Source organism: Mailhella massiliensis (assembly GCF_020741395.1).
Lineage (GTDB): Bacteria > Desulfobacterota > Desulfovibrionia > Desulfovibrionales > Desulfovibrionaceae > Mailhella > Mailhella massiliensis_A.
In genome coordinates, this window is sequence record NZ_DYZA01000133.1 from 1 (window position 1) to 12308 (window position 12308).

Genomic DNA, 12308 nt, shown 5'->3' on the forward strand with positions numbered 1-12308 from the left:
GGGCTTTCCGCCCTCCTCAGGGGACGGACGGATATTTTTTCGCCGTTGTTTTTGCAAATGTAGAATTTATTCTTGACCTAAATTTTGCATTTGTATAATATCACCTCATCCGCTTCCCCCGGGCCCTCCGGCGGAAGCGCCGTTGCCCGGGCAGGCTGAAAGACCCGGCAACAGGCCCGCCCTTTTCCCCGCATGCGCGGGGCACGGGGCGGATCGCCACCTTTTTTCCCAGGAGCTTGCCATGACGGACTTTCTTTCCCCCTCCCGGCTTGTGGAATTCCAGCGCTGCGGCGAAGCGTGGCGGCGCCGCCACCTGGAAGAAGATTTCGTGCCGCCCTCCCTTCCGGCCCTTGTGGGCCGCAGCGTGCGCGAGGCTGCCCTTACCTGCCTGCGCCGCAAGAAGGAGCAAGGCGCGCCCCCCACCCCGGAGGAGGCGGCCGACCTGGCGGCCGAGGCCTACGGACGCGGACTGCTTCAGGGCGTGCACCTTGCGCCGGAGGATGTATCTTCCGCGCCCGCCCTCATCGGCGAAGGCAAAGACAACGCCGTAGCCCTGGCCGGGCTTTTCTGCCGCGAGCTTCTGCCCTCCCTTTCCCCCCTTCTGGCGGGGGAGAAGGTGCTGCTCGACCTGGGCCTGCCCCTGCCCGTGGCCGTCACCCTGGACTGCTGCACCACGGAGGGCGCGCTGCACGGCCTGGCCACGGCCTCGCGCAAATGGAACGCGGACAGGGCCCATGCCTCCCCCGCCCCGGCCCTCTGGCCTGCGGCGCTCGGAAAGGCTGCGGGCATGGCGCCTTCGCGCATGGCCTTCGACGTGCTTGTTTCCACCCGGACGCCCGCGCTCCAGAGTGTGGAAACTACGCGCAGCGCCTCCGACCTTGCGCTGGTACTCCGGCAGTTCCGCCTCATGATCGCCTCGGTGGGCGCGGGGATATTTCCCCCGGCCGCGCCGGAAAGCCGGCAGTGTTCGCCGCGCTGGTGCGGCTATTTTTACACCTGCCCCCATGTGCCCGCCCCGCGCAGAAGCCTGCCCCCTTCCTTCAGCGCCCGCGCCTTCCCGGGCTGAAGGCCCCGGAAAAAGAGACGGCGATATCGGGCCCCGCGCCGGGCAGAGTTCCCCGGCCGGCGGAAGGCAAGGACGTATTCTCCTTCCGTGCAAGGCTGCGGGAAGCCCGGAAAAGTTCCCCCGCAGGCGTGCGCCGGGGGAAGATTGCCCGGAAAGAACGCATTTTTTTCAAGGAGTCCTCCATGTACGAGAATATTGCCCTGCACACCGGCCTGCCCCCGGAAGAAACGCAGCGCGGCCCCCTTTCCGCCGCACAGGCCCGCGCCGTGGGCGAAGAGCGCAGCGCCCTTCTTGCCGCATCCTCCCTGCCGCGCGACGAAGCCGCAGCGCGGCGCAGCCTGCTTGCCGCCTGCCGGGAAAAGGGACTCGCCCGCTTTGCCCTGAGCCGCGAAGGCCGTCCCGCCCTGCCCCTGGCCCTTGCGGCCGCGCGCTTCTGGGGCAACGTGCGCTTCGGCCTGCGCGAAGGCCGGGGCGGCGAATGGGAGGCCTTTGCCCGGGACATGGAAAGCAATGTGACGTGCGCGCGCCGCTTCACCCCGCACCGCGACGGCGAGGAAGAAGGAAAGGCGCGCCTTCTTGCCGCCCTGCTCGACCTTCTGCCCGCCCCGCTTCTGGAAGAGGCCCTCGCCGCCTGCCGGGACGCCCTGCATGCCGATGCCCCGGCGGAAGAAAAGCCCGGAGAGCACGCCGGAAAGGACGGGGAAAGGCGGGAGCCTGCCGAACATGGCGCTCCCGGGCCGGAAAAAAGCGGGGGATGCGTCGCGGCCCCCGAGGGCAAAGGCGGCCTGCCCCCACCCCCCGGGAAGACGGCGGAGCCGGACAAGACTGCGGAAAACGGCCGATGCGGCAAAAGCCCCTGCCGGGCGGGAATACTCGCGGGCCGGGAAGAAGAGTCCGGGACGGCCCCCGCCCCGCAGGAGGGCGGAAGCAGCCCGGCGGGAAAGCATGCGGGAAAAGCAGGGCAGGCCGGAAAAGCCCGCGCCGCAGAAGAGCAGACCGAGCCCGGGGGCGAAGAGAGCGCGGAGGAAGGCGGCGCGCCCTGCGCCGCCCTGAAGCCATGCCTAAAGCGCGAAGTGGCGGCAAGCCCCGGCAGCACCGCGCCGAAGCTTCGGCCGGGGCCCCGCGCCCTGACGGGACAGCCCGGGACGCAGGGCCTGCTCCGCCTTGCCTGAGCCCCGGAAGGCCGGGCCTCGGCGGAAGAAGGCCTGCCCTTTTCCCCAACATTTCCCAAGCACGGCCGGAAGGCCCCGCAGGAGGGCGGAAGCAGCCCGGCGGGAAAGCATGCGGGAAAAGCAGGGCAGGCCGGAAAAGCCCGCGCCGCAGAAGAGCAGACCGAGCCCGGGGGCGAAGAGAGCGCGGAGGAAGGCAGCGCGCCCTGCGCCGCCCTGAAGCCATGCCTAAAGCGCGAAGTGGCGGCAAGCCCCGGCGGCACCGCGCCGTAAGGGGTCAGCTGCCGAGCCGGAGGCCCAGCCCCGCGAGGAGGGCGGCCAGGGTAAGCAAAAAGGCCGCCTTGTACCTTTTCTTATGGCGTCTTGTCCTTGCCTGCTTTCTTTCAAGGTCGAGGCAGCGCGCCGAAAGCCCGGCAATATCGGCCTCCCCTGCCCGAAGGGCCCGCCTTTGCGCCTCCCCCTCCCTGCGCAGTTCCTCCAGGGCGGCGTTTTTCGCTTCCTGCTCCCGATACTGCTCTTCCACGGCGGCCCTTTGCGCCTCCATAACCCTGCCCTGCTCTTCCAGGACGGCCCTTTGCGCCTCCATAAGCCCGCAGAGCTCTTCCCCCCGGGCCTTTTCCTGCGCAAGGCAGCCCTGCACGCGCCCGATTTCCTCCCTCAGTTCCCGTATGATCTCGGCGCTTCTCTTCCCGAGCCGGGAAAGCTCATACGCCCTGTTTTCCCTGATGGGCGGGGGCGCGTTGCGCTCATGCACGGCAAGCTTCTCCCTGTTGCGCGCAAGCAGGGCCTCCGCCCCTTCCCCGGAGGGTACAAGCTTCATGACATACTGGCAGACAAAGGAATGCCAGTCGTCGAAAAGGGCATGCTTCACCTCTTCGGAAAGCAGGGGAAAGGGGTTCTCCGGCTGCCAGCCTCCGGTCTGCGTGCAGGTAAAGGCGCAGTCCTCAACGCGCCAGCCCCGGGCGCTCAGCCCTTCGGCAAGGGATTTGTGGGTGAAAAAGCGGATATGCGTCTCATCCAGAATACCCATGGGGGTATAGGTGAAATCGTCGAGAAGAAGGCTCGCCTTGATGCTGGCATGGGCGATGTTGGGCACGGAGGCGACAAGGCTTCCTTCCGGCTTGAGATAGGTTTTCAAAAGCTCCAGCACGCGCCAGGGGTCGCGCAGATGTTCCAGCACGTCGCCGCAGAGTATGTGATCGAAAAAGCCCCGGTACCCGGGAAAATCCTCCCCGCTCAGCGTGTCGAGGTCGACGCGGGACAGCGCTGCATACGCCCCCGTCTCCCCGGCGACGCGGAGCGCGTCGGCATCGTATTCCAGGCCGTAGAGCAGGCAGCGGCGATATTGCTTTACGGCCGCCCCGACATCCCCGCAGGCGCAGCCCACATCGAGCACACGGCTTTCGGGGCGGATGAAGTTGATTTCCAGCACATGCGTGTCGAAGGCATGCGTCATATCAATACGGTTCCTGTATCTGAGCGCGCCTTTTCCGCCTTCCATAGCTCCTCCGGGCCGTATGCCGTTCTCACAAAAACGCCCCCCGAAAAAACTTCATGCGCCGGGGCGCCGCAGGCCGGAAAAGGCCGATACCGGAAAAAACCGTGCGCTGGCCTTCCCGGGCAGAGGGCCCCGGCAGAAAAAAGGAAGCCCCGCAACGCTGAGGGAAAGGGGCGGGCTTTCCCGGCGCGGGCATACCGGGGCAAAAACACTTCATGCGCCGGGGCCCCTGCAACGTGCGGCAAAGCCGTGCGGCGGGCGGCAAGGGCCTCAAAGGCTTCACCCCCGCCCGCCCGTCAGCCTGCATACCTGCCTCCGGTACTTCTCCTCATAATGCCTTCTTCTCTTCCCAAAGCTTATCCTGCGCATGATATCGCAGCGCAGAAGCTCCGCGAGAGATACGGGGGCCTCCTCTGCCGCTCTTCGCCGCCCTTCGCCGCTTCTGCCGGACAGGGCGCGGTATGTCAGGTAGTCGACGACGCCGACGGCGCAGTCGCAGGGAACGTCGCCGAAGGTGCGGCAATAAAATCTCCTGCGGGAAAAATCCTGAAGCAGCCTTATGCTCTCCGGCCCCTGAGCGAGCATGTCGTCCTCGTCGAAGCCTATGGCCTCGCGGGCCTTTTCCAGGGCCACGCCGAGGCTGCACTCTTTCTTCAGGGCGTCGCATATCAGGTTCGCATAGCCGGACCGGAACAGCGAAGGGAACTTGGCGCAGAACATGAAATACCCCGGGGAACAATAGCGCCGTGCCCCCATGGCTTCAAAAAACTGCTTATGCCAGTTGATCATGGCTTCCACGGTCCAGCTCGATTTCTCATCCCAGGTCCACTGTCCGCCGTGGATGCGCACATGGAACATCCTCCTGTCGGAAAAAAGCACGGTATTGCCCATCCGGGAAAGCCGGACGAGATACGGCCAGTCGAAAAACTTCCCGTACCTCCCGCTTTCCCGGGGCACGCGCAGAAAAAGCCCGGCGTCATAAATCGCCGTCTGCATGGCCACTTCCTCATGCAGATACATATACTGCGCAAAGGCCTCCCCCTTTTCGAAAAAGTAATGCCCTTCCCCGGCAGGCGCCGGGTCCGCGGCCTCCCCCTGCCGGAACGCGGTATATTTCGCCGTCACAAAGGCCACGTCCTCATAGGTGTTCAACGCCTTCAGCGCATATTCAAGGTAACGGCTGTTCAGGATATCATCGTCATGAAAGAACATGACATATTTCTTCGTCAGGAAGTCCCCCGCACGGGCCATACATTCCAGAAGGCCGCCCGAACTTCTCACCTCCGTCACGCCGTACCGGCCGAAGCTCCGAACGACTTGCGAAACCTCTTCCATGGTCCCGTTGTTGAACACCGTGATCTTCGGTATCCCGGCGCTCTGCCCCACAAGGCTCTCCAAAGCTTCCTTCAGGAACTTCGGCCTGTTCAGTGTCGGAAGAAAAATCTCCAGGTCCTCAATCGTATGCATATCCCCTCCCGCTGCGCCGAAAACGTCAGGCAACGCCGTCCCAGCCGATGAATTTCCTGATGATCTTCAGCTGATATTTCGCAATCTTCCTCTCATAGCGCTTCTTTTTCGAAAAGCGGAGAAGAAGCCGGTACATGAATATCTTGTACCGGAAATACAGCATGCTCCCATGAAGGCACATCTCCGCGGAAGAAGCGGGCAGGCTCTGGGTTTTCGCAATGAAGCGCTCCACCTGCCCGTCCAGCTCCTCCCCGTCGAAATGCTCGCAGGAAACATAATCTTCCCAGCCCTGCTCCGTGGCCGTCTTCACCCGGACGCCGCACAGGAGCGCCTCCTCGTTCAGCACGGAATGGGCGTCGAAGGAATAAAGCACCCTCGTCCTGTTCAGAAGCTCCACAAGTTCCTTTCTCGTGGCGGGATAGTCCATGTTGATTTCCGTCAGCCCGGCAAGCTCGGGCGCGTCCTTCCAGCGGCCGCCCTTGTGGACAAAAACGCAGTCCATGTCCCTTTCCTTATGGAAATTGAGAAAAACGTCCCTCTCAAGGCCGGACTGGTAGAGCACGTCGGCATCGTAATATTTCTTGTCCCAGGTAAAGACGGCCTCCGTGCTGCGGAAACGGCGGCTTCCGCCCAGAACCCCGGGAAAATACAGCACATAGCGCGCCACGCGGCGGAAACGGCACGGATTGCCGCGCACCACCTCGGGGTAGACGACGATATCGTTCCGCTCCATCTCTTCGGTAATGAAATCAAGGTAGCCGTATCCGTCGTTCTTTGCGCCGCCTCCGGGATATATCCAGGCTTCGCAGCCTCTTGCGCGCAACAGGTCGCAAAGGCGGTACATAGCCTTCACCCCGTTGCTCCGGGACGGGCCGCAGATACAGATGATATATCGCCTCATCCTGCCTCCTTCACGGGCGGCGCCGCGCCTAGCGCCGCACCCTTCCCGAGCCGTCGCCTTCCGCAAGCCTGCGCACCTCTTCTTCCGTCGCCAGGTTGAAATCCCCCTCGACGGTCTGCTTGAGGCAGCCTGCGGCCGCGCCGAACTCCACGGCCTCCGCGCCGCCCATGCCGTGCAGAAGCCCGTGGATGAGCCCGGCGTCGAAGGCGTCCCCGCCGCCCACCCTGTCCACAAGGTGTATGGAATATTCCCGGCTGCAATGCGCCCCCTCATCATCCAGAAGCAGGGCCGACCAGCCGTTGTCGCTCGCCGAAAAGGAACGGCGCAGGGTGAAGGCCACCTTGTCGAAGCCGAAGCGCCTTCGCAGCTCCCCGGCAAGGTCGACGTAGGCCTCCGTGTCGAACCCGCCCGATAAAAAAGCCTTCCTGTCCGGGCCGAGGCCGAACACGCTGAAGGCGTCTTCCTCATTGGCCATGCACACGTCCACATGCCCGCAAAGCATGCTCATGACGCGCCGGGCCTCTTCCCTGCCCCACAGGCGGGCGCGGTAGTTGAGGTCGCAGCTCACCGTCGCGCCGAGCCTGCGCGCCGTCCGGCAGGCATCAAGGCAGGCCTGCGCCAGGTTTTCGCCCAGCGCCGGGGTGATGCCGGAAAAGTGGAACCAGCGCGCCCCGCGCAGCCGGTTTTCCCAGTCCCATTCCTCCGGGGAGCTCCGCCGGAAGGCGGAACCTTCGCGGTCGTACAGCACCCGGGAGGGGCGGCCGCTCGCGCCCTTCTCCAGAAAATAGATGCCGAGCCTGCCCCCGCCCCTGAATACGGAACGCGTGTCTACCCCGTAGCGGCGCAGCTCGTTGCAGGCCGCGTCGCCCAGGGGGCCTTCCGGCAGCTTCGTGACATGTTCCGCAGAAGTGCCGAACTGCGCAAGGGAAACGGCCACGTTGGCTTCCGCCCCGCCGTAGCAGGCCTCAAAGGCCGGGGCCTGCACGAAACGCCGCCAGCCCGCAGGAGACAGGCGCAGCATAAGCTCGCCGAAAGTAACCGCTTCAGCCATGGATCGATGCCTCCTTTTCATAGAGCGAGGGCGTGAGAAAGCGGATATCCATGCGCTTTCCCAGCTCATGCAGCGCCCGGGAAATCGCTTTGTTGCGGCGCTCGCAGCTGTCGGAAAAATGGAAATCCAGCGCCTCACTGCAGTAGTTGACGGCGCCCTCCCGGCGGTAGCCGTCCAGCCCCGCCGCATACACGCGCCTCACCCCCGCCGCTTCCAGCATGTTGAGCGCCATGACGGCGGCGTTGTCCGCTATCTCCTGCGGCCCCGCCCTGTAGGTGGAAAAGTTGATCATGAAGTCGTAGCCTGCGGCCTCCTTCATATTGGAAGTCACGATCTTCCTGACCCCTTCCCTGCCCTGAAGATGCACATAGCGGCGCATGTTGCTGCTGAAGATATAGTCCGCGCCGAAAATGTCGCTGTAGAAGTTGAGGGAGATCACGAGCGCCTTCCGCTCCCTGATGAAGGCCCGTATCTTCTCCGCCCGGGCAAGTATGCCGGCCCCCGGCCCCAGAAGAAGTATGGCCCTGCCCGAGAAGGCCTCCGCAAGCTTCCTCACGGTTTCCGCATCGTCGACATAGTTCTCCATGTAGCGGAGATAGTACTGCTCCGCCGTCTCCGGGCTGTAGGTGCGGCGATCCCCGGGCGTCATGCCGCGCATGATCTCATGGAGCGCCTTTGCCGTGAGCGTCTGCTTTTCGGAAAAGTACCGCGCATAGTTCGGGTGGCAGCCGTTGCAGGCCGAAAGGTAGTACGGCAGGGAATAGCCCCAGAAATGCCGCCTCCTGATATCGTGAAGATAGGCGTCGGCTATTTCCAGCATGGGTTCGAGCCTGTAGCTCTTTCTTCCCGTACTGTTGAGATATTCGGCAAAAAGCTCCAGATTCAGGTTCCCCGCCCCGCGCCCCATGCCGAGCACGCAGGCGTCGATATGGATATCGCGGGCCAGGTTCAGCTCGACCAGGCTCCGGGCGTTGCCGAAGGCCTGCTGAAGATTGTTGTGCGAATGGTAGCCGAGCCCGATATGCGGCTTCAGATTGTTGTCGGCAAGGCAGACCAGGCGCAGGAACTGCTTCTCGCGAATGGCCCCCAGAGTGTCCACCAGGGAAAGGACATGAGGCTCAAGGGCGTTGAAGCGCTCTATGGTCTGGAGGAACTCGGCGTCGCTGTAGCCGTCGGTGCCCACAAGCTGGGCGAAGACCGCATAGCCGAGCTTCTTCATCTGCGCGCAGAAGGCGTATCCCTCCTCCCGCCGGTCCTTTTTGAAGATCACGCGTATGGCGTCCAGCGAGGAAGCGCGGCGCGGCCCTATCCTTTCCGGCGGCACCGGGTCGCTCATGTCCACCATGCCCGCATACATGAGGCCCGGGGCCTTGGGCGCAATGATTTCCTCAATACAGCCGGCGTCCGGATAGACCGTGCGGTTGCGGGAAAAAGTATCGCCCTTGATGAAGCCCACCTCCAGGTATTCCACGCCGGACCTTGCTATGTTGCGCGTTATGCCGCGTATGGCCTCGAAGCCGAATTCCCAGTTGTTGATGTAGCCGCCGTCGCGAAGCGTACAGTCGAGCAGATGGATATGCCCCATGGAATATTCCTCAGTCGGCGGGTGAAATGAGCATGTTTGCGGCAAGTTCCTCCCGGCTGAGGAAGGGCGCCATGTCTTCCAGCGGCGGCGAGACCAGGGAGCCGTCCTCCAGCCGGCGGGCGGCGGACTTGGGCTCGAACACCTGCCCGCAGTCCACCATGACTTCGCAGACGACAGGCCCCTCTGCGGCGAGCGCCCTGTCGATGGTATCGAACTCGCCGTTGCCGCTGATGCGGAAGAAGGGAAAGCCGTAGGCCCAAGCGATCTTCTCCATGTCCGGGAAGGAAAGGTCCCCGCTTTCCGGCCCTATGCCCAGCAGGGGCTTTCCGAAAAAGCTGTTCTGCGTCTGGCGTATGGAGTGATAGCCGCCGTTGTTTATGACGAATATCTTGACGGGCAGCCGATGCGTCATGATGGTCTGCAATTCCTGGATGTTCATCTGTATGCTCCCGTCGCCCGTGACGCATACGATATCCCGGGAGGCGTCGGCCATGCAGGCCCCTATGGCGGCAGGCAGGTCGTAGCCCATGGAGGCCATGGCGGAATTGATGATGAAGCGCTGACGCTTCTTGATGATATAGGCGTGGCTGCCCACCACGCAGGCCGAGCCGTTGCCCACCACGGTGATCTGCCCCTCTTCCAGGCGGCTGCTCAGAGCATGGATGAAGGCGTAGACGTTGGCCGGACTCTCCTGTTCCCAGTGCTTTTTCTGCACCACGGGGTAGGCGGCCTTCCACGCCCGGCAGCGCGCAAGCCAGGCTTCCCCCTTGAAAAGGCGGCCTTCGGGAAGCACGGCGTCGAGCTTCCGCAGAAGGTCCCCGGCGTCGGCCCACACGGGCATATCCACATGGAGCGTGGGCTTCTTCAGCTCTTCCGCGTCGATATCATTGGCAATGACAAAGGCTTCGCGGGCCCATGTCCTGTAATTGTAGCCCACCTGACGTATGCTCAGCCTGTTGCCCAGGGAAAAGACGAGGTCGCTGTTCTGCACGGCAAAGTTCCCCGCCCTGTCGCCCATGATGCCGCCGCGCCCCGTGTAGAGGGGATGTTCGTCGTAAACGGCGTCTATGCTGTCCCAGCCGGTGACTATGGGAATGTTCAGCTTTTCCGCCACGGGCAGGAAGCGTTCCCAGCCGCCGGAAATGCGGATGCCGTTGCCCGCGTACAGCACGGGGCGTTCGGCTGCGGCTGTCTTCTCCCGTACGGCTTCCGCCGTTTCCCGGGAAAGCTCCGGGGGCAGGGAGGCGTCGAAGGAGGAAGAGTCCCAGTCTTCCAGCTCCTCCGTGTCGATGAAGGCTCCCTGAACATCGAGGGGAATGTCCAGCCAGCAGGGGCCGGGGCGGCCCGCCTGCGCAAGGTGCAGGGCCTTTTGCAGGCATGCCTTGATGGAGCGGGGTTCCACGACCATTTCGCAGTACTTAGTCATGCAGCCCACCGCCTTGCAGATATCAAATTCCTGATCGCCCAGGGCGCGGATGTTCAGGCCGGACCAGCGGGCCGTGGTGTCGTAGCGCACCTGGCCGGACAACACGACCATGGGAAGGGAATCGAGCCAGGCCCCGGCCACGCCGGTAATGGCATTGGTGCCGCCGGGGCCGGTCGTCACGCACACCACGGCAGGGCGGTTGCAGATGCGGGCGTAGCTTTCCGCCGCCATGGCGCAGGCCTGCTCGTGGTGCTGGTACAGGCACTTCAGCCCCTTCTCGCGGCCGAGGGCGTCGTTGAGGTGCATGGCCCCGCCGCCGGTGATGGTGAAAACCCGGGAAATGCCCTGCTCCACAAGAAAACGGGAAATGTAATGCGCAACTTTGATCTTCATGATCCTTCCTATCTGTCGAAAGTGAGGAGCGTTCTGTCGAGCTCTGCCTTATGGTCCGCATACCACGCGTAAAGCGCGTCCATGGAGTCTTCAAGCGGCGTAAAGCGCAGCTCTCCGAACTCCTCCCTCAACCTTGCGTTGGAGCCGTAGTAGTCCGGCCCGTACCCCCCGGCCGCCACGCGCACTTCCACTCCTCCCTTGGCGGCCGCATATTCCGCAATGTCCCGAAGCTCCGCCACCCTGTCGGGGACGACGTTGTAGGAGGCGTACCTCGCCTCCTTTTCGATGAAGCCCTCAAGCACGGCGGGCAGGTCGTTCACGTCGAGATAGCTGAACCTTCTGTTGCGGCGCAGGGTGACGGGAAGGCCGAACAGGCTCTTGCACAGGGCGTTGGAAATAAAACGTATGGCGTAATCCTCGTATTTGCCGAAAATGCCGAAAATATTCAGGTCCACGAAGCCGGGCAGGGACTCGATACGCTGCGCCACCACATACTTGCAGAAGCTGTGCTCATCCTCCCCCATGCGCAGGAAGCGCTGCCGCTCCCGCACCCCGGCATTGTCGGCGGCGGCGTCGTATACCGCCCCGCTGCCGAAATTGATGAACCTGCCGAAACTGTCCCTGTGCCGGGCGAGATTCTCGAACATGCGCACGTTGGTATAGAAAAGACGGCTGCGGTCCGGGGCGTTCCTGTGCCCGGGCTTCACCGCGCCGTGCAGCACCGCGTCGAACTCATGCTTTCTGAAGTAGGCGTCCACGCTCGCGGTGTCGGCAAGATCGAGCTCCGCCCGCGTCGGGGCGTGCAGCTCGTATTTCTCCCGAAGAAAGGACTCGCGCAGATTCCTTCCGATGAAGCCGCTGCCGCCGGTGAGCAGAATCTTCTTCATGGCTTCCTGCTCCTCACGAACTCATGGATGATGCGCGAGACTTCCCTCTCGTCGTCCTCATCCACGTTCTGGGCCGTGCCCGTCCAGAAGCCCCGCGCCATGACGAACTCGGTATGGGGCAGAAGCGCGTACTGTGCTTCGCCGAGGTCGCAGGAGCGCATGAGCGCTCCGGAGCCTATGCGCAGCTCCACCTCGGCCTCCGTCATCATGGGCTGGCGGAGCAGGTTGCCCGCAAAAAGCAGGCGCGTCCCCACGCCGTGCTCCTCCAGGTATTCCACTATCTCCCGCCGGGTGAAGGGCGCTTCGGGCCGCACGCACATAAGAAAGCCGAACCACGACGGGGAACAGTGCACGCTGTGCCGGGGCAGCATGAGCACGTCCTTCAGGTCGTCCAGCTCCCTGAGCAGCACCCCGGCGTTGCGGCGGCGCTTTTCCAGAAACACGTCCAGCTTCTTCAGCTGCTCCAGGCCGACGGCCGCCTGCCATTCGGTGATCTTGAGATTGTAGCCGATATGGGAATAGACGTACTTGTGGTCGTAGCCTGCGGGCAGCCTGCCCAGCCTGAGGCCGAAGCGCCTGCGGCAGGTATTGTCGGAGCCGGGGCGGCACCAGCAATCCCGCCCCCAGTCGCGCAGGGACATGAGTATGCGGTAAAGCTGCGCGTCGCCGGTGACGACGGCCCCGCCCTCCCCCATGGTGATATGATGCGCGGGGTAGAAGCTGAAGGTGCCGATATGCCCCATGGTTCCGGCACAGCGTCCCTTCCAGCGCGCGCCGAGGGCGTCGCAGCCGTCTTCAATCAGCCAGAGATCATGCCGCAGGCAGAAGTCCGTCACGGCGTCCATGTCGTACATGTTGCCCAGGG

General features: G+C 63.7%; 10 protein-coding genes. 2 read left to right on the forward strand and 8 right to left on the reverse strand.

The features are described 5' to 3' along the window. Positions 1 to 241 precede the first annotated feature (241 nt). On the forward strand, positions 242 to 1066 hold the full coding sequence (locus tag K8W16_RS06680; RefSeq protein WP_304122313.1) for a hypothetical protein: 825 nt from the start codon (positions 242 to 244) through the stop codon (positions 1064 to 1066). A 182-nt stretch (positions 1067 to 1248) separates the two neighbouring features. Beyond that, positions 1249 to 2238 carry a hypothetical protein gene (locus K8W16_RS06685; protein ID WP_304122315.1) on the forward strand — a complete coding sequence of 330 codons (990 nt, stop codon included), beginning with the start codon at positions 1249 to 1251 and terminating at the stop codon, positions 2236 to 2238. Positions 2239 to 2512: 274 nt separating this feature from the next. Here K8W16_RS06685 and K8W16_RS06690 read toward each other — a convergent pair whose 3' ends face one another. From K8W16_RS06690 to K8W16_RS06725, 8 genes are all read right to left on the reverse strand, one after another. Continuing rightward, positions 2513 to 3736 (reverse strand): bifunctional 2-polyprenyl-6-hydroxyphenol methylase/3-demethylubiquinol 3-O-methyltransferase UbiG, encoded by a 1224-nt coding sequence (locus K8W16_RS06690; RefSeq protein ID WP_304122316.1) that lies wholly within the window; start codon positions 3734 to 3736, stop codon positions 2513 to 2515. 276 nt (positions 3737 to 4012) lie between these two features. Then, complete coding sequence (locus tag K8W16_RS06695; RefSeq protein ID WP_304122318.1) at positions 4013 to 5200, reverse strand: glycosyltransferase family A protein; 1188 nt, start codon at positions 5198 to 5200, stop codon at positions 4013 to 4015. Positions 5201 to 5225: 25 nt separating this feature from the next. Further along, positions 5226 to 6101 carry a hypothetical protein gene (locus K8W16_RS06700; protein WP_304122320.1) on the reverse strand — a complete coding sequence of 292 codons (876 nt, stop codon included), beginning with the start codon at positions 6099 to 6101 and terminating at the stop codon, positions 5226 to 5228. 28 nt (positions 6102 to 6129) lie between these two features. Further along, on the reverse strand, positions 6130 to 7152 hold the full coding sequence (locus K8W16_RS06705) for a sugar kinase (RefSeq protein WP_304122322.1): 1023 nt from the start codon (positions 7150 to 7152) through the stop codon (positions 6130 to 6132). Continuing rightward, complete coding sequence (locus K8W16_RS06710) at positions 7145 to 8737, reverse strand: aldolase catalytic domain-containing protein (RefSeq protein WP_304122324.1); 1593 nt, start codon at positions 8735 to 8737, stop codon at positions 7145 to 7147. The genes K8W16_RS06705 and K8W16_RS06710 overlap by 8 nt, the downstream gene beginning before the upstream one ends. Before the next feature lie 10 nt (positions 8738 to 8747). After that, a complete protein-coding gene (locus K8W16_RS06715; RefSeq protein ID WP_304122325.1) occupies positions 8748 to 10556 on the reverse strand; it encodes a thiamine pyrophosphate-binding protein in 1809 nt (602 codons plus the stop codon). 8 nt (positions 10557 to 10564) lie between these two features. Further along, positions 10565 to 11443: an NAD(P)-dependent oxidoreductase gene (locus K8W16_RS06720; RefSeq protein WP_304122327.1), complete on the reverse strand. Its 879-nt coding sequence runs from the start codon at positions 11441 to 11443 to the stop codon at positions 10565 to 10567. Further along, the coding region (locus K8W16_RS06725) for a DegT/DnrJ/EryC1/StrS family aminotransferase (RefSeq protein ID WP_304122329.1) at positions 11440 to 12308 on the reverse strand (869 nt) is incomplete at its 5' end. The genes K8W16_RS06725 and K8W16_RS06720, both read right to left, overlap by 4 nt.